The organism is Pseudomonas sp. NPDC087697 (genome assembly GCF_044743155.1).
Lineage (GTDB): Bacteria > Pseudomonadota > Gammaproteobacteria > Pseudomonadales > Pseudomonadaceae > Aquipseudomonas.
In genome coordinates, this window is record NZ_JBIUVW010000057.1 from 13,527 (window position 1) to 35,252 (window position 21,726).

The following is a 21,726-nucleotide window of genomic DNA, read 5'->3' on the forward strand; positions in this document are numbered from 1 at the left end:
TCTGGCGCTGGGGTTTCAGATCGAGAAGGCCTGGCATGTCCGCAGACCACCGATCAGCGTAGCCGCTGACACCGATGTCGCTACATTGCGTGCGTGCAGGGAATGGGGCAGCATCCACACCCAATTCAAGGTCCAAGCCTTATAGGGCCTTTTCGATCACCCAGGGGGATAGATGGAATACCGTAGAGAAACAGAGCTTGCCGACAAGCCTGATGAGCGCTCTGTGCGCACTCGGCTGACGGCCTCGGCGCGTCTGTTTCAGTGGCTGATCGAGTATGGGATCTGGCCAATTCTGGCGCTGGCGACGTTCGTGCGGTTTTACGACCTGACGGCGGCGGCGATTTGGGGCGATGAAGGCTCCAGCCTGCTGATGAGCCAGTACGATCTGGCCGGGATCTGGTTTCACGCGGGCCGTGATGTGCATCCACCGCTCTACTTCATGGTGCTGCACGGTTGGATCGAACTGTTCGGCGACGGCATTCTCTCGATTCGCGGCCTCAGTGCACTGCCGGGTATTGCCACGGTGGCACTGGGTGTCTGGCTGGTACGGTTGATCGCCAGTCCGCGGGTGGCGTTACTGGCAGGGTTGCTGTTGGCGCTATTCCCATCGGCGGTGCGTTACAGCCAGGAAGTACGGATGTATTCGCTGCTGGGTGTGTTGCTGCTTGGCGCGACGATTGCGCTGGTGTATTGGATCAAACAACCCCAGCGTGCACGGTATCTGGTGATTTACGCGCTGCTGATGGCCGCCGGGTTTTACACCCACTACTTCACCGCGCTGTGCGTGATTGCCCACTGGTTGTACCTGCTGGTGCTGCGTGTGCAGCCGGGCAACTCGTTGCGGCACATCAGCCGCCCGGGCTGGTGGCTGACCAACGCGGCGATTGTGCTGCTGTTTCTGCCGTGGGTTCCGCAGTTGCTGAATCTGGTTCAGCACATGCCGGAACTCAAGGCCAGTGGCGATGTGGGCTGGGAAGACCCGGTCACCCTCGGCTCCCTGCCGTCCATGGTCTGGACCTTCATGATCCAGGGCGATGACGACAGCCTGCCCAGGTCGGTGTTTATTGCACTGCCGGTGCTGCTGCTGGGCGTGATCGGGTTGACAGTGCTGCGTGATCGTAGCGTCTACCGCTGGAGTGCCTTGCTGGCGATCTACGCGGTGGTGCCGTTGGTGCTGGTTTTCCTGGTGTCGTTCGTTTCGCCGGTGTTCATCGAACGCTACGTGACGGCCTTCGCGCTGGGCTTGCCACTGATCATCGCGCTGAGTGTCGATGGCCTGAAAAAAGGCTTCCGAGTGCTGGGCCTGGCATTAATCCTGCTGTTTGTCGGCGTTGAAGGGGTAGGCCTGAAAAACAACGCGACGGTCGATCCAAATGACCAGCTCAATGTGACGGTCGAGTTCATCAATCAGCATTACGAGCCGGGTGATCAGGTCGTCATCAGCGATCTGCTCTGGTACATGCCGTACGTTTACTACGATCGCACCGTCGTCCAGCCGCGGCTCTTTACTCCGCCCTTGGCCAACGGCACGTCCAGTCGCCCGAATGCCTACGGTTTCGGTACGCTGGTAGAGGAAGCCGCCGACAAGATTTACCTCGATCGGCTCACCGATCTGCCGCCCGAAACGCACCGTGTGTGGTTGTTCAGCACCGCTGACCAACCTGATGAGTTCGCACCGTTGCCCGCCGACTGGCAGAAGATCAGTGAAAAAGTAGCCGGCAATGCGCGGGCGCGGTTGTTTGCTATCAACAGCTCTAAAATCAAGTAATGCCTTGTAGGCGCGCGGAGGATGGGTTTTTGGGTTCGCGACCTGCCTGGAGCAATGGAGAGCCGCTTCGTGTGGCGAGGGAGCAAGCTCCCTCGCCACAGGTGAATCAACAGCTCAATTCTTCGACGACAAATCCGCCATGCCCTTGAGCAACTCGATCGGCAGCGGGAAGACGATGGTCGAACTCTTGTCGCCGGCAATCAAACTCAGGGTCTGCATGTAACGCAACTGCATGGCGCCGGGCTGGCGGCCGAGCATTTCGGCGGCTTGCATGAGTTTTTCCGAGGCCTGCAATTCGCCTTCGGCGTGGATCACCTTCGCCCGCCGTTCGCGTTCGGCTTCGGCCTGTTTGGCAATGGCGCGGATCATCGACTCGTTGAGGTCGACGTGTTTGATCTCGACGTTGGCGACCTTGATCCCCCAGGCATCCGTTTGGGCGTCCAGCACCTGCTGGATGTCGAAGTTCAAGCGTTCGCGTTCGGCCAGCAGCTCGTCCAGTTCATGTTTACCGAGCACTGCCCGCAAGGTGGTTTGTGCCAGCTGGCTGGTGGCCATGAGGAAGTCTTCGACCTGGATGATCGCTTTCTGCGAGTCGAGCACACGGAAGTACAACACCGCGTTGACCTTCACCGAGACGTTGTCGCGGGTGATCACGTCTTGCGGCGGTACGTCGAGCACCACCGTGCGCAGATCGACCCGAACCATTTGCTGGACCACCGGAATCAACAGGATCAGCCCCGGGCCCTTGACCTGCCAAAAGCGTCCGAGCTGGAACACCACGCCGCGCTCGTATTCGCGCAGGATGCGGAAGGTCGATCCTGCCAGTGCAATCAGTAGCACCAGCAGCGCGGCAAAACCCAGTTGCAGACCCATGATCATTCTCCCTGCGACGCCGCGTCAGTCGCGGCCACTTCCAGCAGCGTTCCCTTGCGCGCCACCACCCGTACCTGTTGTCCCGGTTGCAGCGGTGTGGCACTCAGTACCCGCCAACGTTCGCCTTGCAAATGCACCCAGCCGTTATAGGCACTGCCGGCCTGCAACGCCGTTACCGGCGTCACGCTGCCGACTAACCCGGAATCGCCACTGACCGTTTCGCGCGGTCGGGTTTTCAGGGCATGGATCAGCAGCGCGATCAACAACAGCGCACTGATCAGCGCAAGGCCGATGATGAGCGGCGTGGGGACATCGGCATTGCTCAGAATCACGGCGCCGATCACAAACATCATAATGCCGCCCAGCCCGACCACGCCGTAGTTGGGCAGCACCGCCTCGGCCACGATGAACGCAATACCAACCATTATCAGCCAGACACCGAGCGGGTTGGGGACGATCAGCACGACAGTGTCGGTCGCGAAAACCGATCCGCTCAAACCCAACAACAGCGCAACTAACCAACACCAGCGAGTGTTCACTTGACCCTCCAGGAGAGTCATCCGTCTGCGAGCCACACGGTGGCCCTGCTTATAGTCTAGTTGAGCCTTGGCTTGAACGAATTTTGATCAATTTCTGGAGGTTTCCAGTGGGCAGATTTATCACCGGGTTCTGGCAGCAGGCCTAGACTCTAGAGGAGACGCCAAACTGTTTAATCATCGTCCGCCCGCCGTTTTTGCGGACACCGAGGTGCATCATGCGTATGGCAAGAACCGTGCAGCGCAGCCTGGAAGAGGCGCACTGCGAATTTGACGTAGTCTCTCACCCGCATTCGGCCAGCAGTCTGGAAACCGCCCGGGTGGCGGGCATTCCCGCTGAACGCGTGGCGAAATCGGTGATCCTCGACGACCATCATGGCCACTACCTGATGGCCGTGTTGCCGGCCAGCCGGCATCTGGACCTGACCAAAGTGCGCGGCAGCGGTGAATGGCAAGTCACCCGCGAAAGCACCCTGGCCCACCTGTTCAACGACTGCGAACGCGGCGCTGTTCCGGCCCTGGGCGAATCCTATGGCCTGGACATGGTCATCGACCCGATGCTGACCCGTCAGAAAGAGATCTACGTCGAAGCTGGCAACCACAACAACCTCGTGCACTTGAGCATGGACCAGTACCTGAAAATGGTGCCCCATGCCGAGGTGTGCGAGCTGAGTCAGTAGCCATTATTGGCGGTAAAAGCACCGCCGCCATCGCGGGCAAGCCGCGCTCCCACAGGAACCGCCGTGTGTGGGAGCGCGGCTCGCCTGCGATGGACTGCGCGGCAGTCCCAGACCCTCTCACCAAAACCAGGAGCCCAGCCCCATGGAATCACCCACCCACAGCCTCCCCAACCTGTTCAAACAACTCGGCCTGCCCGACGACGCCGAAAGCATCGACAAATTCATCGCCACCCACTCACCCTTGAAACCCGAACTGCACCTGGCCGACGCGTTCTTCTGGACCCAATGCCAGGCGGACTTCCTGCGCGAGGACATCCTCGACGATTCCGACTGGGCGGAGGTGGTGGATCAGCTGGATGTGCTGCTGAGGAAGGGGCGGGGGATGTAAAAAAAGCTGACAGTTCGCAGGATGCCTGAATCCTTTGTACTCCAGGCTATCCAGGCTTTCGGCGTACGAATGGGCTAATAGGCCTGAAGAAAATTCCGAAGCTTGTCCGCTCGGTTGCGAACCCCGAAACGTCCCCCTATAGTTCGCCACGTCGCCGCACATCGGCGACAGGATTTGGCGATCCTATTCACCTCCGCGCAATAGCGTCTGAACCATTGCTGTGCACGTTTTTCGGTGCTGGCGATTCGTTTTATGGCAGCTGTGCGCGGGAGACTTTCGGGTCTGCCGGTTTTGGATGGTGACCGGTTCGCCAACCTGCGTACAGTTGCCGCCTATCCCGTTTGGCGACGGAGGGTGGTGAGTAATTTCACCATTCTGGAGTTCATCTCTTATGCATCCATATCGTCCACTGACAACCAACCCAACCCCCGTCTGCGTTCTGGCCTACAACATCCTCGCACCGACGCACTTTCTCCACGAAACCGCCTGTAGCCGTGTGCGTATCGGCACCGATCTGCTGGAAACCCTCACCTCGATCACCCTTCGCGATCTCAACGACAAAGACTTCTACCGCCTGATCAACGCCGCGTATGTGTCATTGCGCGATGGGCTGGATTTGATGGAAGAGCTGCAACACCGCCTGGCCGCACAGGCGGCGCAAGCGAGCTAAGGTGGTAACGATGCTCCGCGTCAGCTTCAAACTGAACGTGGAGCATCCGACGTTGAAATGCGATCCAGGGTTACTCCCGTAGCAGCTGTCGAGCCCGCGAGGCTGCGTTCGGCTGCGAAGCAGTCGTCGAATCAGGCAGCGCATTCCTCTAGGCAAACCGAGGGCTCAGGATTTGCGAGGACTTCGTCCTCGAACGCAGCCTCGCGGGCTCGGCAGCTGCTACGAGGTGATCCGTCAGCGCTCTTTGATTTGAGCTGCTTGAGCCCGCCGAGCAGCGAATTCAGCTTCAACTTCATCATTGCTCCGACCAATTCCGACTCGCACCGAGTTACGTGCCGCGTCGACTTTTCTTTGCAGGAAGTCGTGGTACTGCGTGGAGTCTGCGTCGTTGTGGCTACGCTCGTTTTTTGAGTCAGGGCGTTCGGTCATCATTGATCCCTCCGTTTGATTGACGAAACCCTACAGAAATATTCAGCGTGGCAGCGTTTTTGACGGGGCCTACGAGATGGGTTTGATCACCAATTTGTTTCAAAACTTGACTGAATTTCCCCTCCAATGCGATATTGATAGTTAGCAAACTAACAGTGTGCGAATTCTCCCGTGTCCCAGACCCTCGACGCCCTTCAGATGAACATCAGCAGTGCCATGGTGGTGGCCGCGCGGCATTGGCGGAAAATCTGCCAGACCACGCTGGTCAACTACGGCATTTCCGAAGCCTGCGCCGTCCCGTTGTTGATGATCGGGCGGTTGGGTGAGGGTGTGCGGCAGGTGACGGTGGCGCAGGCGGCGGGGATGGAGAGCCCGTCACTGGTGCGTCTGCTCGATCAGCTGTGTCAGGCCGGGTATGTCTGCCGCACCGAAGATGCCCATGATCGTCGCGCCAAGTGCCTGAGTCTGACCGAGGCCGGGCGCGAGTTGGTGCAGGCGGTGGAAGCCGAGTTGGTGCGGTTGCGCCGTGTGGTGCTCGAAGGCATCGATCCGGCGGATCTGGAGGCGGCGCTGCGGGTGATTCGCGCATTCGAGACGGCAGAACAGCAGTTACCGGTGACCCCGTCTTGAACGGATTTTTTAGCGGCATACCGCCGGCCCGCGACTGGTTTTACGGCGTACGCACCTTCGCTGCGTCGATGATCGCGCTGTACATCGCCATGCTGATGCAAATGCCGCGTCCGTATTGGGCGATGGCCACGGTGTACATCGTTTCCAGCCCGTTCGTCGGCCCGACCAGCTCCAAGGCCTTGTACCGCGCCATCGGCACGTTGACCGGTGCGGCAGCGGCGCTGCTGTTTGTGCCGATGTTCGTCCAGAGCCCGTATGTGCTGGTGTTGGTCATCGCACTGTGGACCGGCATCCTGCTGTTCCTGTCCATGCATTTACGCACCGCCAATAACTACGCGCTGATGCTCGCCGGCTACACCTTGCCGCTGATCGCCCTGCCGGTGGTGGATAACCCGTTGGCGGTGTGGGATGTGGCGGAAGCGCGGACCGAAGAAATCTTCCTCGGCATCGTCTGCGCGGCGGTGGTCGGCAGTATGTTTTGGCCACGACGGCTGGCGCCGGTGTTCGATGATGCGGTCAGCAAGTGGTTCAGCGATGCGGTGACCTACAGCCAGCGCTTCCTGAGCCGCAACGTGCAGCCCGATGAAGTCAGCGCCTTGCGTGCGTCGATGGTCGCGACCTTCAACTCCCTTGAATTGATGATCGGCCAGTTGCCCCACGAAGGTGCGCGGCCGCAAACCGTGCGCAACACCAAAGAACTGCGCGGGCGGATGATTCACCTGCTGCCGGTGGTGGATGCGCTGGACGATGCGCTGTATGCACTGCAGCGGCGCACTCCCGAGCTTGTGGATAAGTTCGCGCCGTTGCTGGCCGCGACCGTTGAATGGCTCGACAACAAAGACGCTTCGGTCGAACGCTGGCAAACGCTGCGTCATCAACTCGAAGCCCTGCAACCGAATGCCGAGGCGCTGGACGATCGCAAGCAATTGCTGTTTTCCAACGCGCTGTATCGCCTCGGGGAATGGATCGATTTGTGGCAAGACTTGCGCAGCTTGCAAGAGGCGATTCGCTGCGAAAGCCAGGACAGCTGGCGTGCGGTTTACCGCCATTGGCGGCTGGGCCGGCTGACACCTTTTCTCGACCGTGGGCTGATGCTCTATTCGGCGGCGTCGACGGTGCTGGCGATCATCGTCGCCTCGGTGCTGTGGATTCTGCTCGGCTGGACCGACGGTGGCAGCGCGGTGATTCTGGCGGCGGTGGCGTGCAGCTTTTTTGCCGCGATGGATGACCCGGCACCACAGATTTACCGGTTCTTTTTCTGGACCGCGATGTCGGTGCTGTTCGCCAGCCTTTATCTGTTCCTGATTCTGCCGAACCTGCATGACTTCCCAATGCTGGTGCTGGCGTTCGCCGTGCCGTTTATCTGCGTCGGCACTCTGACCGTACAGCCGCGTTTCTACCTCGGCATGCTGCTGACCATCGTCAACACCTCGTCGTTTATCAGCATCCAGGGTGCCTACGACGCGGACTTTTTGAGCTTCGCCAATTCCAACCTCGCCGGGCCCATCGGCTTGTTGTTTGCCTTCATCTGGACCCTGGTGGCGCGCCCCTTTGGTTCGGAGCTGGCGGCCAAGCGCCTGACCCGTTTCAGCTGGCGCGACATCGTCGGCATGACCGAGCCTGCGAACCTCGCCGAACACCGGCACTTGGGGGTGCAGATGCTTGATCGGCTGATGCAGCATTTGCCGCGCCTGGCGATGACCGGTCAGGACACGGGTATAGCGCTGCGCGAAGTACGGGTTGGGCTGAACTTGCTTGACTTGTTGGCGTACGCGCCACGGGTGTTGGGTGTGCCGAACGTCTTGCTGCGTCAGGTGGTGGCCGAGGTCGGCGAGTACTTCAAGGCGTGTTTGAAGGCTGGCGAGCGCTTGCCGGCTCCGGCACCGTTGCTGATGACCATGGATCGCACCCGGCGCGCACTCAATGGCCAAGGCCTGCAAGGTGACGGCGAAACCCGCCTGCACCTGCTGCATGCTCTCGCCGGTCTGCGCCTGGCGCTGTTGCCGGGCGTGGAGTTCATCGGCAGCGGCGAGGCCGAAGAGCCCTTTCCCCATGGCATCGATGGAGCGCCTTTATGATCGGTGATCTGGACATCAGCGGGGTGTTCCTGCCCACGTTGCTGGTGCTGATGGGCATTACGTACGTGCTGTACCTGGTGGTGCACGGGTTGCTGACGCGCCTGCACTTTTATCGTCTGGTCTGGCACCGGGCATTGTTCAACGTTGGTCTTTACGCTCTGTTGCTCGGCGCCGTGGACTCACTCAGTCGATACCTGATGACATGAAAAAACCTATTTTGACCCTTGGCCGTGTGGTGTTGACGCTGCTGATCGTGACGTTGGCCTGTTTCGTGGTCTGGCGCATGGTGATGTATTACATGTTCGCACCGTGGACCCGCGACGGGCACATTCGTGCGGATATCGTGCAGATCGCCCCGGACGTTTCCGGGCTGATCCAGCAAGTGGAAGTGCGTGACAACCAACTGGTGAAACGCGGCCAGGTGCTGTTCAGCATCGATCAGGACCGTTTCAAACTGGCGCTGCGCCAGGCCAAAGCGGCGGTCGCCGACCGTCAGGAAACCCTGGCTCAGGCGCAACGGGAAGCCAAACGTAACCGGGGCCTGGGCAATCTGGTGCCGGGCGAGCAGTTGGAAGAAAGCCAGTCCCGCGTGGCCCGCGCCGAGGTGGCGTTGTCTGAGGCTCAGGTGTCGGTGGACAGTGCCCAGCTCAACCTCGACCGCTCGGTGATCCGCAGCCCGGTGGACGGTTACGTCAACGACCGCGCACCGCGTGCCCAGGAGTTCGTCACGGCGGGCCGGCCAGTGTTGTCGGTGGTGGACAGCAACTCCTTCCACATCGACGGCTATTTTGAAGAGACCAAACTGGACGGCATTCATGTCGGCCAAGGTGTCGATATCCGCGTGGTCGGCGACCGTGCACGGTTGCGCGGGCATGTCGAAAGCATTGTCGCCGGCATCGAAGACCGCGATCGCAGCAGCGGTTCCAATCTGCTGCCCAACGTTAACCCGGCGTTCAGTTGGGTGCGTCTGGCACAGCGGATTCCGGTGCGTATAGCCTTTGATGACGTGCCGACAGATTTCCGCATGATCGCCGGGCGTACCGCGACCGTGTCGATCATCGGCGACAAACCCGAGCAGGAGCCGGCGCAATGAAAGCGGCCGCGTGTTTAACGACGGCCGGGCTCGGCTTGCTGCTGTCGGCCTGTCAGGTGGTCGGCCCGGATTACCAGTTGCCCAAAGAAGCAGCGGTGCATCGCGACGACTTTCAGGGCGACCTGACCGCCCGCAGCCAGAATGTGGTCTCGGCGCCCGTGCCGGGAGACTGGTGGCGGTTGTATCAGGATCCGCGTCTGGATGAGCTGGTGCGTCAAGCCATGGCCACCAACACCGATTTGCGGGTAGCGGCGGCTAACCTGTCCCGCGCCCGTTCCCAGGTCGAAGAAGCCGAGTCCGCAGGAGGCTGGAGCGGTGGCGTGAAGGTCGGCGCCCAGCGCTTGCAGGAGTCTGGCGAGGCGTTCCTGATACCGGAAAAAGTCCCGGTGGCCAATGTCGGTGACATCGCCTTCACCACGTCCTATCAGTTCGACCTGTTCGGCACCTTGCAGCGCGGGATCGAAGCGGCCAAAGCCAACGCCGACGCGACGCAAGCCGCGGCGGACACTGCACGAATCACCGTGGTCGCCGACGTAGTGCGGGCGTATACCCAGGTGTGTGCGGCCAACGAAGAGCGCGAGATCGCCGAGCATTCGCTGGACCTGCAAGGCCAGAGCACCGCGCTGATTCAGCGGCTGCGCGATGCCGGGCGCGGCGACGAAACCCAGGTCACCCGCTCGCAAACCCAATTCAAATCCTTGCGCGCCGATATGCCGCGCTATGAAGCCGCGCGTCAGGCCGGGTTGTTCCGTTTGTCGATGCTGCTGGCCAAACCGGTGGATCAATTGCCCGCCGGCACCGGCAGTTGCAACGAGCTGCCAAAGATTGCGCAATTGTTGCCGGTCGGTGACGGCGCCACGCTGCTCAAGCGTCGGCCGGATGTGCGTCAGGCCGAGCGTCGGTTGGCGGCTGCGACGGCGGACATCGGGGTCGCCACCGGTCAGCTGTACCCGGACATCAGCATCGGGGCGACCGTTGGCACCGTGGGTATTCTCGATCACCTCGGTCAACCACAAACCAATCGCTGGGGTTTCGGTCCATTGCTGACCTGGACGGTGCCGTCCAACGGCTCCCGGGCGCGGGTGCGTGAGGCCGAAGCCGCGACCCAAGGCGCGCTGGCGCACTTTGACGGCGTGGTGTTGAACGCGATTCGCGAAACCCAGACCGGTCTGGCGCAGTATTCCGCGCTGTTGCAGCGCCGCGATGCCTTGGTAGACGCCGAGCAATCGGCGCAACTGGCGGCGGACCAGACGCACCGCTTCTTCCAGGCCGGCCGGGCGTCGTTTCTGGCCGATTTGCAGGCGACCCGCACCTTCACCGACGTGCGTGCGCAGGTGGCGACCGCCAATACCCAGGTTGCCATGAGCCAGATCGATTTATTCCTGGCACTCGGCGGAGGCTGGGAAAGCGGACGAACGCAAGGTTCGAAACCGACGAAACCCTGAGGCCGTTGCTATGCTTTTACATGTCGGGTCCGCGCGGGCGGATCCGACAGTCAAGGCTCGTGTTGGTCATGGGGATTCCAATAATGAAAAACCCTTATGCTCCCGGCTTCTGGTGCGCTATTGCCGCGCTGGTGCTGCTCTCGGCAACGTATTTTTATGGCGTGATGCTGGCGCACCAGCTCGACAAGGCGCTGGTCTTTCTCGACAGTGCCAGCGCGCTGATCGGTGTGCTGTCGATCACGGTCGTCGCCTGGGCTTCGCTGCAAACCCAGCGGATCAAGAAAAAACAACTCGAACAAGGCAAGACCCTGGTGATGATCTGGGACACCAAGGTGGCGTTGCGTCGGGTTGAAACGGTGTTTGACCGATATTTCTGGGGCAGTTACTGGCAACCGGGGCGCACTTTTCAAGAAGTCATGGGCGAACTCACCGGCACCCCGCTGGAAAAGAGCCTCGAAGCCCTGAAAACCCAATGCCTGGCCCTCGACAAACAGGTCACCGATGAAGGCTGGCACTGGCTGAACAATGCCCGCGAACTGTCTGACGTGGCCAATGCCATGGCCCGCGAGCGCTATCAACTGGATTTCTGCGATCCGCGCTCGGAATCACCCAACGGAGCGGTGATCAATCGGGATTTTGAAGTGCTGGTCTACACATGGACGGCACGGCTGAAAAGCTTTGATCATCAGCTGGATGAGATTGAAGTGCAGTATTCCTGAATTAATGTTGGTAGGACTGCCGCCATCGCGAGCAAGCTCGCTCCCACATTGGATCTGTGATCAACGCAAATCCCCTGTGGGAGCGAGCTTGCTCGCGATGGCGATCGAGTGATCAACAAAAATCCCGCCTCCCGCGCTCCATAGACACACTTTCACCTTTAATCATTGGGCCGGTCCACGGCGCTAATGCTAATCTCATCCCACTTTTAGCGGAGTCGAGCCGCAACCCGTCGAGGGTTCAGGGAAGACGACCACATTTTCAACAACGGACATCGATCGGGTCATTCATGAATAAATCAGCAGGCGTGCTTCTGGGAATCGTCGTTGCCATCGGTGCAATCAGTGCCGGCGGTGCCTGGTACACCGGCACAAAACTGGAAGGGGTGCTGCAAACCTCGATCGCCGACGCCAACAAAGAGCTGCAAACGGCGATGGTCGGTTCCAAAGGCACGGCGACCCTGGAACTGGTGTCGCTGGATCGCCAGTTGTTCAGCAGCACCGCGCACTACCGCTTCAAAGGCCAGGGCGAAATGTTCGGCGGTGAGCCTGTCGAGCTACTGTTTGTTGACCATATCGAACACGGGCCGTTGCCATTCTCGCGTCTGGTGTCGTTCAAATGGTTGCCGGTCATGGCCACCAGTCACTATTCGCTGGAAAAGACCCCGACGACCGAAAAGTGGTTCGCTGCCACCAAGGACGTGTCCCCGCTCAAGGGTGTGGTCAACATCGGATATGACCGTGCCACCAGCGGCAACGTTGAACTGCTGCCAGTCGACACGGTGCTGGACGACAAGTCCACGCTGAAATTTTCCGGTCTGAACCTCGACGTGTCGGCCAGCGCCGAGGCACAGAAGGTCAAAGCCGACGGCTACATGGACAGCCTTACGCTGACCAGTGTTGCCCAAGACCAGTCCCCGGTGAAAATCGAATTGAATGGCCTGACCCTGGCCAGCAACCTCAGCAAAAGCAGCTATGGCTACTACCTGGGGGAAAACGTCGTCGAGCTGACCAGCACCAAAACCACGTTCGGCGACAAACAGTCGGTGATGACCTTCAAGAACGCTGAAATGAAGAGCTCCACCACCGAGTCCGGGACTAATGCGGCAGGCCGTGCCGATTACAAGATTGGCGAAATCGCCCTCAACGACAAGGCACTTGGCTCTGCGCAAATGGCCTGGAGCATGAAAAACCTCGATATCCCGTCGACGCTGTCGCTGGTGCAGATCTACCAGAGCAAACTGCAACCGTACGAAGCGGCGGCCGCTGCTGCTGCCGCTGCGGGTGAACCGGCACCCGAGCTGAACCTGACCGACGCTGAGCAGGCACAGGTCAAGGCGGGTCTGGAGACACTACTGGCCGCCCAGCCACAAGTCGCGCTGGAGAACTTTTCGTTCACCACCCCGAATGGTGTAAGCCGCACCAGCCTGGTGATTGACCTGACCAAGCCAACATCGCTTGACCTGCCACCCGACCAGTTGGGCAAGCAAATGATTGCCCTGCTGGACTTCAATCTGAAGATCTCCAAGCCGATGATCACTGACCTGGTGAGTGTGCAGGCGCAGATGGAAGGCCAGACCGATGCCAAAGCCATTGCGGAGCAAGCCAGCGCGACCAGCGACATGGTCAGCAGCATGGCCGTCGGTACGCAACTGGCGACGCTGGATGGCAACGACATCGTTTCCAAGCTGCACTACACCAACAATCAGGTGGACTTCAACGGCCAGAAAATGACCGTCGAACAGTTCGTCGGTTTCGTGATGAGCAAGCTCAACACCGCTGGCACTGTCCAGTAAACACCACGCAGCATGCAACACCGTCGGTGGCCGGTCTGGCCGCCTCAGCAAAACGCCTGGTCTTCGCTTTAGCGGTGGGACTGGGCGTTTTGCTGTGTGGGACGAATCTGAAGAATTATGCGGATTCGTCTTTTGCCCTTCGTCGCCATGGAAGACTCCACCACAGGATAGCTTGGCTGGGTCATCAGACACCGGCCGCCTGAGGTGTAGTGCTCAGGGGAACCCATCGCTCCAGCTCTCCTCGTACAGGAAGCTTGCGAATGTTGCGTACCCTCCACCCCCATCTGCGCCCGATGATTCGCATGGCGCTGTGCAGTCAATTGCTCTGGCCGACGCTGGCCTTTGCCGATACGGCCTACGACGGCCTGATCCTCCAGGCGCGTGCCGGCAATTACAGCCCGGTACTGAGCGTGCTGCGCCAGGTTCCCGACACCCAGTTGACCGCAGGCAAAGTCAGCGATCATTTGCAGATCGCCAGTTGGGCCGGTCTCGATAGCGAAGTGGTCGAGGTCTATGAAACTCAAGGACGCAACCGGGTGCTGTCGGTTCAGGCACTGACCGCCACTGCCCGTGCTTATCGCAATCTCAAACGCTGGGACTCGGCTGGCGCGCTGTACCGCAAGGCGCTGGCGCTTGAGCCCAACAATGCTGATCTGCAACTGGGTCTGGCGCTGACCCAAGCTGATGCCGGCAAACCTGAAGAGGCCGTCAGCCGCGCCAAAACCCTGGTCGCGGCCAAGCCCGAGGATCCGGCCCGCCGGCTGGCGCTGGCGTACGCCTTGACCCGCGCCGGGGCAACCTATGACGCGCTGTTTGAATACGATCAAGCGTTCGTTCGGGCGGGCAACAACCCGGATATCGCCCGCGAATATGTGTTCGCCTTGCAACGTGCGCGCTTGCCGGAGCCGGCCTTGCGCCTGGCCCATCAGCGGCCGGGGTTGATCGACCCGACTGTGTTGCGACGCATCGAAGGCGATGTGGCGGCTGAGCGGGTGCGTCTGGCGGAACTGGCCACACGCAGCGAAAAAGAACGCTACGTCATCGCCGATCGTGCGTTGGCGGACTACGACCAATTACTCAAGACCTGGACCCCGGACGCACAGGCCCACGACGACGTGGTGCGCTGGCGCATCGACCGCATGGGCGCGCTTAAGGCCCGCGCGCGCACCGCCGAGGTCATCCATGAATACCAACAGCTGATCGGCGAAGGCGCGAAGATTCCGACTTATGCGCTGCGCTGGGTGGCTGCTTCGTATCTGGATCAGCGTCAGCCCGAGGTTGCTGTCGATCTGTATCGTCAAGTGCTGGCGGCGCCGGATGCCGATGTCGGCGACCGCCTCGAAGACAGCACCGCGCTGTATTACGCCTTGCTTGAAAGCGATCAACCGGTGGAGGCGCGCAGGCTCGCCGAGAACCTGGCGCAAAGCCAAAAACCACGGGTCGAGCTCAAGGGCTTGCCGGTGGGCAACCCCAACGACGAATGGATGGACGCGCAACAACTGGCCGCTCAAGCCGGTACCCACGGCGCCGACTTGCCCTCGGGTGAGCAGCGGCTGGCGGCGCTGGTCGATCAGGCGCCCGGCAATGTCGGTTTGCGTCTGGCTCAGGCGGATCTGTACCGCGCTCGCGATTGGCCACGGCGCGCAGAATCCCAGCTCAAGGAAACCGAAAGCATGGCGCCGCGTGATGTCGGCCTGGAAGTCAGCCAGGGCTACACCGCGCTGGATTTACAGGAATGGCGTCAGCTCGATGCGCTGGCCGATGACGTTGGCACGCGATTCCCGGATAGCCGTCAGGTGCAGCGTTTGGAGCGTGTGCGCGACGTGCATGACATGGCCGAGTTGCGTGTTTCGACCTATGGCGGCAAGAGCTACGGCGGCGGTAGCAACGGCGCCGGAGCGGTAACCGGCAGTCGTGATTTCGGCATCGAAAGCGTGCTCTACAGCCCGCCGATCGATGAGGACTGGCGGCTGTTCGGCGGTGCCGGGTTCGCCACCGGCGACTTTCAGGAAGGCACCGGTTATCACCGTTGGCAACGCCTGGGTGTTGAACGGCGGACCCGTGACATGACCCTCGAAGCAGAAGTCTCCAACCACTCGTTTGGCTACGGCGACAAAACCGGCGCGCGTCTGGCACTGGCTCGCGACATCAATGATGCCTGGCAGTACGGCGGCAGCCTTGAGTACCTGTCGGCCAACACGCCACTGCGGGCCTTGAACAGCGACATCACTGCCAACGGCGGCAGCGGCTTTATCCGCTGGCGGGCCAATGAAAGTCGAGAGTGGAAACTCGCCGTCAGCCCGTCGCACTTCAGCGATGGCAATAACCGTCTCGAAGCGTTGCTGACCGGTCGTGAAGGCGTGTACCGCGCGCCAGGTATGCAAGTCGACCTCGGCCTGGAAGTCAGCAGCAGCCACAACTCGATGAATGAAGACGTGCCGTATTTCAACCCGAAATCCGACTTCAGCGTGTTGCCGACAGTGAGCGTCAACCACGTGCTTTATCACCGTTACGAAACCTCCTGGAGCCAGCAATTCCAGGCTGGTGCCGGGACCTACAGCCAGCGCGACTACGGCACGGGCGCCGTTGGTTTGCTCAGTTACGGCCAGCGCGTCAGCTGGAACGACGTGTTCGAGGCGGGTGCCGCGTTGAGCCTGCTCAACCGGCCCTATGACGGCGATCGCGAAAGCGATTTGCGTCTGGTCATCGACCTCACCTACCGCTTCTAGAAGAGTTTGATCATGCCTGGAATCACACGCTGCATCCTGCTGCTGGGCGTCATGCTGCTCACCGCGTGCGCCCAACAAGCTCCAGCTTTCACGCCGCCGTCACAGCGACCGATACCGGCCAATGAAAAGCCCTGGCCGAAAAACCATGTGCTGGGCATTGCCTACCACGATGTCGAAGATCGCGACCCCGATCAGGCTGTTGTTGCCGTGCGCACCGAGCGGCTGATCGAGCAGCTCGCCTGGCTGCGCGAGAACGGCTACAAACCCGTCACCGTCGACCAGATCATGGCCGCACGCAACGGCGGCCCGGAGTTGCCGGCCAAGGCCATTTTGCTGAGCTTCGACGACGGCTATTCGAGCTTCTACACCCGCGTCATGCCGGTGCTGCGCGCCTATAACTGGCACGCCTTGCTGGCGCCGGTCGGGGTCTGGATCGATACGCCGCTGGATAAACCCGTGGATTTCGCTGGCACCCCGCGCCAGCGTTCGGACTTCCTGACGTGGGCGCAGATCACTGAAGTGTCCAAATCCGGGCTGGTGGAAATCGCTGCCCACACCGACGCCAGCCACCAAGGCATCCTGGCCAACCCACAAGGTAACCTGCAACCCGCGGCGGCGACCCGTCGTTATGACGCGGCGACCGGACGCTACGAGTCGGAAGCCGATTTCCAGGCGCGTCTACGCAAGGACGTGGTCACCATCACTGAAAAAATCCGCAAGACCACCGGGTATAAACCGCGTGTGTGGGTCTGGCCTTATGGCACGGCGGATGGCACCGCGTTGCAGGTGATCGGTTCCGAGGGCTATCAGATGGCCCTGACCCTCGACGATGGCCTCGACAGTCTCGACAACCTGATGAGCAGCCCGCGCTTTCTGGTGGCCTCCGATCCGAATGGCGAGCACTTCGCCAACAGCATCGTTGCCGTGCAATCCGACGCGCCGATGCGCGTGGTGCACGTTGATCTGGATAACGTCTACGACCCGGACCCGGTTCAGCAGGACGCCAACCTCGGCAAGCTGATTCAGCGTATGGCCGACATGGGCGCCAACACGGTGTTCCTGCAAGCCTTCGCCGACCCTAAAGGCGACGGACTGGTGCACTCGCTGTATTTTCCCAACCGTCACCTGCCGGTGCGCGCCGACATCTTCGACCGCGTTGCCTGGCAGTTGCGCACTCGCGCCCACGTCAAAGTCTTCGCCTGGATGCCGGTGCTGAGTTTCGCGCTTGATCCGGCCTTGCCCCGCGTGACCCGTTGGAACCCGGACAGCGGTCAGACCTCGGTTGACCCCGGCCAGTACCGGCGCCTGTCGCCGTTCGACCCGAACGTGCGGCGGATCATCGGTGAGATCTATGAAGACGTAGCGCGTCTGACCTCGGTCGACGGCATCCTCTACCACGACGATGCGTTGCTCTCGGATTTCGAAGACGCCAGCCCGCAGGCGCTGAAGGTTTATGCCGCGAACGGCTTGCCCGACTCGATGGCCGCCTTGCGCGGCGATCCGGCGACGCTGCAACGCTGGAGCCGTTTCAAAAGCCGCTACCTGATCGACTTCACCCATGAACTGACCGCCAAAGTCCGCGCCATTCGCGGGCCGCAGGTGCAGACCGCGCGCAACCTGTTCGCTGAACCGATGCTCAATCCGTCCAGTGAAGCCTGGTTCGCGCAGAACCTCGACGACTTCCTCGGCGCCTACGACTGGACCGCACCCATGGCCATGCCGCTGATGGAAGGCAAGAGCCGCGAGCAATCCGGTGCCTGGCTGGAAGCGCTGGTGGCGACAGTCCGATCCCGCCCCGGTGCGCTGGATCGCACGGTGTTCGAACTGCAGGCCCGCGACTGGACCCGCAAGGACGCCGCCGCAGAGCTAAACGGTGAGCAACTGGCGGACTGGATGGGCCGCCTCAAACGTCAGGGCGCGACCAGTTTCGGCTACTACCCGGACAACTTCCTCGAGAACCAGCCGGACCTGAAAACCGTGCGCCCCGCACTCTCCAACAAGTGGAATCCCTAACATGCTGGATAGACTTCTGGCCCTGCTGGTTCTGGCGATCGTGCTGGGGATTCCCCTGGGCGTGATCTTCCTGGTCACCGGGCAATTCCTGATGGACTTCGTGTTTTTCTATCCGCTGTTCATGTCCGGATTGTGGATCGCCGGTGGCCTGTATTTCTGGCTGCACTGGGAGCGGCACTGGCCCTGGAAGGACGACACACTGCCACCGCCGCTGGCCGGCGAACCGCTGATTTCGATCCTGATCCCTTGCTACAACGAGGGCGATAACGCGGCCGATACCATTCACGCAGCGCTGGCCCAGCATTACCCGAACATCGAAGTGATCGCGATCAACGACGGCTCCAAGGACAACACTGCCGCCGTCCTCGATGCCCTCGCTGCCGAAGACTCACGCCTACGGGTGTTGCACCTGGCACAAAACCAGGGCAAAGCGGTGGCGTTGCGCATGGGCGCCATTGCCGCACGCAGTGAATATTTGGTGTGCATTGACGGCGACGCCTTGCTCGCGCCGAACACCGCGGCCTATCTGGTGGCGCCGATGCTGGACAACGCCAGGCTCGGCGCGGTGACTGGCAACCCACGGATTCGAACCCGTTCGACGCTGGTCGGGCGAGTTCAGGTGGGTGAGTTCTCTTCGATCATTGGTTTGATCAAACGCACTCAGCGAGTCTTCGGACGGATTTTTACCGTGTCCGGGGTGATCGTCGCCTTCCGCCGTTCGGCGTTGAATCGGGTCGGCTATTGGAGCCCGGACATGATCACCGAAGACATCGACATCAGCTGGAAGCTGCAACTGGATCACTGGAGCATCTTCTACGAGCCGCGCGCGCTGTGCTGGATTCTGATGCCGGAAACCCTTTCCGGTTTGTGGAAACAACGTCTGCGCTGGGCCCAGGGCGGCGCCGAAGTGCTGTTCAAAAACATTCGCGGTATCTGGCAATACCGCCACCGCTACCTCTGGCCGTTGCTGTTCGAGTACTGCCTGTCCACCGGTTGGGCCTTCACCTTTTTGCTGTCGGTAATTTTCTGGGGCGTGGGCAAGTTCGTCGACATGCCGGCCGCCATCGCCGTGCACCACTTGCTGCCGCCAGCCTTCACCGGGCTGTTGCTGGCGATGGTCTGCCTGCTGCAATTCGCGGTCAGCATCCTGATCGACCGCCGCTATGAGCGCGGGCTGTGGAAAACCATGTTCTGGGTGGTCTGGTACCCGCTGGTGTTCTGGTTCATCAGCCTGCTCACCACGCTGGTCAGTTTTCCCAAAGTACTGTTTGGCCAACACCAGAAACGTGCCCGTTGGGTCAGCCCGGACCGTGGCATCAAACCGCTGGATGACGATGAAGAGGCGATTGGTCAATGAACATCATCAGAACCCGTCAACGGCCATTCCTGGTGGTCATCGACGCCTTTTTCACCGTGTTGGCCTGGATCGGCCTGCTGTATTTACTGGTGCGCGGCCTCTGGCCGTTGCTCGATCCCCAGGATGGAGTGGGTGTCGAATCGTCGATGCTCGACGCCCTCGGCACGTTGCAAATCTACCTGTGGGTGGCGCTGCTCAACGCGGTGCTCCTGATCGGCTGGGCGCGTTATCAACAGCGTAAAAGCAAAGGCTTCGCCCAGCGGCGCTTGCCGGCGCCGGTGGTCGACGACAACGGCTTGAAACAAAGCTTCAAGCTGACCGGCGAACGGCTGGTACAGCTTCGTCATCCGGGGATCATGGTTATCCACAACGATGAGGCCGGCGACGTCAGCCAGGTGGTCACGCGTTTCCTGCGCATAGATTCGCCCACACAAAAGCAGTTGCCTGCGCCAGCATCGCTGACGGAACAGAAAGCAATGTTGCCAGCGGGCAATGATGATCGGACACATCTGATGTGAGGTTTTGCGCAGGGATTGCGGTCTGAGTGTTCAGGGCATTGGCTTCGTTCGTTGAAAGCGAGCACTATCAAGCCAATTACTGGTGCGTTGGAGGCCAGCTGTGACACAACGAATCGACCGCATTGCCCAAATGCTCAACTGCCCGATCAAGGGCGAAGAAATGCGCCGGGCGATTACTGAAGCTCGCAAGGACTTTCTTCTTGATGACGATGAAGAGGATGACGACGAGGAGGAGCCTGCCGAGGTGGACGTCACGGACGAGAAGCCGTCTAAAGCATGACGCTACCACCAGCTGCGGTTGCTCTCTAATTCACTCCTGCATTGCCTGAGTTGCCAGCCATAATCTTTCGCCTGTTGCTCGACCTTGCGCGCCACTTGCACCAACCAGGGTTTCTGTAGATAACTCTGACGACTGAACCCGCCACGTCCTTCATGGTAGGCAAGGTACTGGCTGTAGGCATCCCACTTGGAAACCCCCAACTGACGCTGAGTGCCGGCGACGTACCAGCCGACGAACATGATCGCGTCGTCAAAGTTGTCACGCGATCCGCCGTTGCCGGTCGCGCCTTTGTACTCGCCCCACACCGGATCCTGCGCCTGGGCGTAGCCGTACGCCGAGCTGACCCGTCCCCAGGGAATAACCCACAGAAAGTAGTAGCGAGGAGGCAGGGCATCGTGCACAAAACTGCTTTCCTGCTTGATGATCGCCATGGCCACATGTGGCGGCAGGCCCCAGGCTTTCTCCATTTTCAGCGAGTCTTCATACCAGGCCGGGTATTGGCGGTAGATGCTGCAAAGGTTGCTTTGCTCTCTTGGCGGTGTGGTTGAACAACCTGCCAACAGGCCCAATGCGATGAGTACGACTAAAAAACGTCCCTGCAAAAATCACTCAATTAGCCTTAGCCAATCCCTATCAGTTAAAAGGAGCCAGGTCATGCGGGCTCTCATGTCGAACGCCGGACACATCAGCGGGTCTTCATTTCAGCGCGATATTCGACTCGGCTCTTTGGCGTGGCTCGCAACTGGTCAGATGTGCGTTGACCCTTGCGCTGTAAATCGAGCACTATCAGGTACCTTTTTTCGTACCTTGGAGCCTGCCCATGGAGCAACTACTCGCTAGCCGCTCAGTCAGCATCACGGAACTCAAACGCAGCCCGAGCACCGTGATCGAGCAGGCGGGGTCTGAGCCCGTCGCAGTGCTCAATCATAACCGCCCAGCCGCCTATCTTTTACCCCAGGCGGTTTATCAACAGCTTTTGGATCGGTTGCATGCTGCTGAAATACGCGAGGCGATAGCCGCAAGTCGTAATGACCCTCGTCCGGCGATAGACGCCGACACGGTGTTTGCAGAGCTGGACGCAATAATCGATCACGTCGCAGCCGAGCAAAATCGTTCGTGAGGCAACTGTTGTTCTCCGCGATGGCGCGGGAGGACCTACAGAACATTGCCCGTTACATCGCCCGGGACAATCCTGCCAGGGCCCGAACGTTTGTCGGTGAGCTGCGCCAGCGTTGTTTGTTGTTGGTCGGGCAGCCTGATCTTGGCGTGACTCGTGAAGACTGCGCCAAAGGCCTGCGGATGATTGCTCACGGTCGGTATCTGATCTTTTATGGTTTGACCGGAAACGACATCCAGATTGAGCGAGTGCTGCATGGCGCGCGTGATCTGGGGCGACTATTCGAGCCCGGAAGCCGAGATCAATAATTTCCTGCGCTTTGTAGCACTTCCTCAGCCCCACGAAAAAGCCTCAGGCCATAAGGCCTGAGGCTTTTTCGTTTTGTCTCGGGTACGCCGGACGGCACTGCAGACCGTTCGTTTTTCAGTAGCGATTACACACTGGAGCCCACAACGTTCTTCGCGCCATGAACCTGCTCGTCAGCATGGTACGAGGACCGTACCAGCGGGCCGGAAGCGACGTTCTTGAAGCCCATCTTGTAACCTTCCTCGGCGAACCAGGCGAAGGTGTCCGGGTGCACGAAACGCTGCACCGGCAAGTGGCTGCGCGA

The 21,726-nt window shown here is 60.5% G+C and carries 21 protein-coding genes and 2 pseudogenes; 18 read left to right on the forward strand and 5 right to left on the reverse strand.

The annotated features are described in order from the left end of the window. Positions 1 to 172 precede the first annotated feature (172 nt). The gene (locus ACIPIN_RS26545; protein WP_401124012.1) at positions 173 to 1,768 is read left to right on the forward strand and encodes a glycosyltransferase family 39 protein; all 1,596 of its coding nucleotides are present in this window, start codon (positions 173 to 175) and stop codon (positions 1,766 to 1,768) included. Between the two features lie 114 nt (positions 1,769 to 1,882). On the opposite strand, the gene ACIPIN_RS26550 is transcribed toward ACIPIN_RS26545, so the two are convergent. Further along, positions 1,883 to 2,641 (reverse strand): slipin family protein, encoded by a 759-nt coding sequence (locus ACIPIN_RS26550; protein WP_071552516.1) that lies wholly within the window; start codon positions 2,639 to 2,641, stop codon positions 1,883 to 1,885. A gap of 2 nt (positions 2,642 to 2,643) precedes the next feature. After that, a complete protein-coding gene (locus ACIPIN_RS26555; protein ID WP_401124016.1) occupies positions 2,644 to 3,180 on the reverse strand; it encodes an NfeD family protein in 537 nt (178 codons plus the stop codon). 215 nt (positions 3,181 to 3,395) lie between these two features. Between ACIPIN_RS26555 and ACIPIN_RS26560 the strand changes: the two genes are divergently transcribed. The 3 genes from ACIPIN_RS26560 (at position 3,396) to ACIPIN_RS26570 (ending at position 4,915) form a co-directional block, all read left to right on the forward strand. Beyond that, complete coding sequence (locus tag ACIPIN_RS26560) at positions 3,396 to 3,857, forward strand: aminoacyl-tRNA deacylase (protein ID WP_054595018.1); 462 nt, start codon at positions 3,396 to 3,398, stop codon at positions 3,855 to 3,857. 142 nt (positions 3,858 to 3,999) lie between these two features. Next, on the forward strand, positions 4,000 to 4,245 hold the full coding sequence (locus ACIPIN_RS26565) for a DUF2789 domain-containing protein (protein WP_401124019.1): 246 nt from the start codon (positions 4,000 to 4,002) through the stop codon (positions 4,243 to 4,245). A gap of 391 nt (positions 4,246 to 4,636) precedes the next feature. Continuing rightward, entirely contained in the window at positions 4,637 to 4,915 is a 279-nt protein-coding gene (locus ACIPIN_RS26570; RefSeq protein WP_401124022.1) for a hypothetical protein, read from the forward strand. Between the two features lie 234 nt (positions 4,916 to 5,149). Here the strand turns inward: ACIPIN_RS26570 and ACIPIN_RS26575 are convergent. Next, positions 5,150 to 5,275, reverse strand: a pseudogene (locus tag ACIPIN_RS26575) (antitoxin of toxin-antitoxin stability system); the annotation flags it as partial. Between the two features lie 267 nt (positions 5,276 to 5,542). Here ACIPIN_RS26575 and ACIPIN_RS26580 point away from each other — a divergent pair. From ACIPIN_RS26580 to ACIPIN_RS26635, 12 genes are all read left to right on the forward strand, one after another. Beyond that, positions 5,543 to 5,974: a MarR family winged helix-turn-helix transcriptional regulator gene (locus ACIPIN_RS26580; RefSeq protein ID WP_401124058.1), complete on the forward strand. Its 432-nt coding sequence runs from the start codon at positions 5,543 to 5,545 to the stop codon at positions 5,972 to 5,974. Further along, the gene (locus ACIPIN_RS26585; protein WP_401124024.1) at positions 5,971 to 8,052 is read left to right on the forward strand and encodes an FUSC family protein; all 2,082 of its coding nucleotides are present in this window, start codon (positions 5,971 to 5,973) and stop codon (positions 8,050 to 8,052) included. The genes ACIPIN_RS26580 and ACIPIN_RS26585 overlap by 4 nt, the downstream gene beginning before the upstream one ends. Next, positions 8,049 to 8,258 (forward strand): DUF1656 domain-containing protein, encoded by a 210-nt coding sequence (locus ACIPIN_RS26590; protein ID WP_017478036.1) that lies wholly within the window; start codon positions 8,049 to 8,051, stop codon positions 8,256 to 8,258. The genes ACIPIN_RS26585 and ACIPIN_RS26590 overlap by 4 nt, the downstream gene beginning before the upstream one ends. Further along, entirely contained in the window at positions 8,255 to 9,145 is an 891-nt protein-coding gene (locus ACIPIN_RS26595) for an efflux RND transporter periplasmic adaptor subunit (protein WP_401124026.1), read from the forward strand. The genes ACIPIN_RS26590 and ACIPIN_RS26595 overlap by 4 nt, the downstream gene beginning before the upstream one ends. Continuing rightward, positions 9,142 to 10,590, forward strand: a complete 1,449-nt coding sequence (locus ACIPIN_RS26600; protein ID WP_401124029.1) for an efflux transporter outer membrane subunit — start codon at positions 9,142 to 9,144, stop codon at positions 10,588 to 10,590. The genes ACIPIN_RS26595 and ACIPIN_RS26600 overlap by 4 nt, the downstream gene beginning before the upstream one ends. 83 nt (positions 10,591 to 10,673) lie before the next feature. Then, entirely contained in the window at positions 10,674 to 11,309 is a 636-nt protein-coding gene (locus ACIPIN_RS26605) for an NADH:ubiquinone oxidoreductase subunit N (RefSeq protein ID WP_401124032.1), read from the forward strand. 287 nt (positions 11,310 to 11,596) lie between these two features. Further along, positions 11,597 to 13,102, forward strand: a complete 1,506-nt coding sequence (locus ACIPIN_RS26610) for a YdgA family protein (RefSeq protein ID WP_401124035.1) — start codon at positions 11,597 to 11,599, stop codon at positions 13,100 to 13,102. 260 nt (positions 13,103 to 13,362) lie between these two features. After that, positions 13,363 to 15,831 (forward strand): poly-beta-1,6 N-acetyl-D-glucosamine export porin PgaA, encoded by a 2,469-nt coding sequence (gene pgaA / locus ACIPIN_RS26615; protein ID WP_401124038.1) that lies wholly within the window; start codon positions 13,363 to 13,365, stop codon positions 15,829 to 15,831. Between the two features lie 12 nt (positions 15,832 to 15,843). Continuing rightward, positions 15,844 to 17,844, forward strand: a complete 2,001-nt coding sequence (gene pgaB, locus ACIPIN_RS26620) for a poly-beta-1,6-N-acetyl-D-glucosamine N-deacetylase PgaB (protein ID WP_401124040.1) — start codon at positions 15,844 to 15,846, stop codon at positions 17,842 to 17,844. A 1-nt stretch (position 17,845) separates the two neighbouring features. Next, positions 17,846 to 19,201, forward strand: coding sequence for a poly-beta-1,6-N-acetyl-D-glucosamine synthase (pgaC, locus tag ACIPIN_RS26625; RefSeq protein ID WP_401124043.1), 1,356 nt, complete (start codon positions 17,846 to 17,848; stop codon positions 19,199 to 19,201). After that, entirely contained in the window at positions 19,198 to 19,719 is a 522-nt protein-coding gene (gene pgaD, locus ACIPIN_RS26630; protein WP_401124045.1) for a poly-beta-1,6-N-acetyl-D-glucosamine biosynthesis protein PgaD, read from the forward strand. The genes pgaC and pgaD overlap by 4 nt, the downstream gene beginning before the upstream one ends. Before the next feature lie 100 nt (positions 19,720 to 19,819). Further along, complete coding sequence (locus ACIPIN_RS26635) at positions 19,820 to 19,999, forward strand: hypothetical protein (RefSeq protein ID WP_401124048.1); 180 nt, start codon at positions 19,820 to 19,822, stop codon at positions 19,997 to 19,999. Positions 20,000 to 20,001: 2 nt separating this feature from the next. Here ACIPIN_RS26635 and ACIPIN_RS26640 read toward each other — a convergent pair whose 3' ends face one another. Next, positions 20,002 to 20,601: a hypothetical protein gene (locus ACIPIN_RS26640; RefSeq protein ID WP_401124050.1), complete on the reverse strand. Its 600-nt coding sequence runs from the start codon at positions 20,599 to 20,601 to the stop codon at positions 20,002 to 20,004. Between the two features lie 218 nt (positions 20,602 to 20,819). Here ACIPIN_RS26640 and ACIPIN_RS26645 point away from each other — a divergent pair, with 218 nt between their 5' ends. After that, positions 20,820 to 21,119, forward strand: a complete 300-nt coding sequence (locus tag ACIPIN_RS26645) for a type II toxin-antitoxin system Phd/YefM family antitoxin (protein ID WP_401124051.1) — start codon at positions 20,820 to 20,822, stop codon at positions 21,117 to 21,119. Continuing rightward, positions 21,116 to 21,424, forward strand: a complete 309-nt coding sequence (locus tag ACIPIN_RS26650; RefSeq protein WP_401124054.1) for a type II toxin-antitoxin system RelE/ParE family toxin — start codon at positions 21,116 to 21,118, stop codon at positions 21,422 to 21,424. Before ACIPIN_RS26645 ends, ACIPIN_RS26650 begins: the two co-directional genes overlap by 4 nt. A 125-nt stretch (positions 21,425 to 21,549) precedes the next feature. Here ACIPIN_RS26650 and ACIPIN_RS26655 read toward each other — a convergent pair. Next, positions 21,550 to 21,726, reverse strand: a pseudogene (locus ACIPIN_RS26655) (lipoyl synthase); the annotation flags it as partial.

Excerpts from the sequence above, each read along its gene's own strand:
- ACIPIN_RS26545 (WP_401124012.1), top strand. The coding sequence starts at position 173 with ATGGAATACCGTAGAGAAACAGAGCTTGCCGACAAGCCTGATGAGCGC.
- ACIPIN_RS26550 (WP_071552516.1), bottom strand. The coding sequence starts at position 2,641 with ATGGGTCTGCAACTGGGTTTTGCCGCGCTGCTGGTGCTACTGATTGCA.
- ACIPIN_RS26560 (WP_054595018.1), top strand. The coding sequence starts at position 3,396 with ATGCGTATGGCAAGAACCGTGCAGCGCAGCCTGGAAGAGGCGCACTGC.
- ACIPIN_RS26565 (WP_401124019.1), top strand. The coding sequence starts at position 4,000 with ATGGAATCACCCACCCACAGCCTCCCCAACCTGTTCAAACAACTCGGC.
- ACIPIN_RS26570 (WP_401124022.1), top strand. The coding sequence starts at position 4,637 with ATGCATCCATATCGTCCACTGACAACCAACCCAACCCCCGTCTGCGTT.
- ACIPIN_RS26580 (WP_401124058.1), top strand. The coding sequence starts at position 5,543 with ATGAACATCAGCAGTGCCATGGTGGTGGCCGCGCGGCATTGGCGGAAA.
- ACIPIN_RS26590 (WP_017478036.1), top strand. The coding sequence starts at position 8,049 with ATGATCGGTGATCTGGACATCAGCGGGGTGTTCCTGCCCACGTTGCTG.
- ACIPIN_RS26595 (WP_401124026.1), top strand. The coding sequence starts at position 8,255 with ATGAAAAAACCTATTTTGACCCTTGGCCGTGTGGTGTTGACGCTGCTG.
- ACIPIN_RS26600 (WP_401124029.1), top strand. The coding sequence starts at position 9,142 with ATGAAAGCGGCCGCGTGTTTAACGACGGCCGGGCTCGGCTTGCTGCTG.
- ACIPIN_RS26605 (WP_401124032.1), top strand. The coding sequence starts at position 10,674 with ATGAAAAACCCTTATGCTCCCGGCTTCTGGTGCGCTATTGCCGCGCTG.
- ACIPIN_RS26610 (WP_401124035.1), top strand. The coding sequence starts at position 11,597 with ATGAATAAATCAGCAGGCGTGCTTCTGGGAATCGTCGTTGCCATCGGT.
- pgaA (WP_401124038.1), top strand. The coding sequence starts at position 13,363 with ATGTTGCGTACCCTCCACCCCCATCTGCGCCCGATGATTCGCATGGCG.
- pgaB (WP_401124040.1), top strand. The coding sequence starts at position 15,844 with ATGCCTGGAATCACACGCTGCATCCTGCTGCTGGGCGTCATGCTGCTC.
- pgaC (WP_401124043.1), top strand. The coding sequence starts at position 17,846 with ATGCTGGATAGACTTCTGGCCCTGCTGGTTCTGGCGATCGTGCTGGGG.
- pgaD (WP_401124045.1), top strand. The coding sequence starts at position 19,198 with ATGAACATCATCAGAACCCGTCAACGGCCATTCCTGGTGGTCATCGAC.
- ACIPIN_RS26645 (WP_401124051.1), top strand. The coding sequence starts at position 20,820 with ATGGAGCAACTACTCGCTAGCCGCTCAGTCAGCATCACGGAACTCAAA.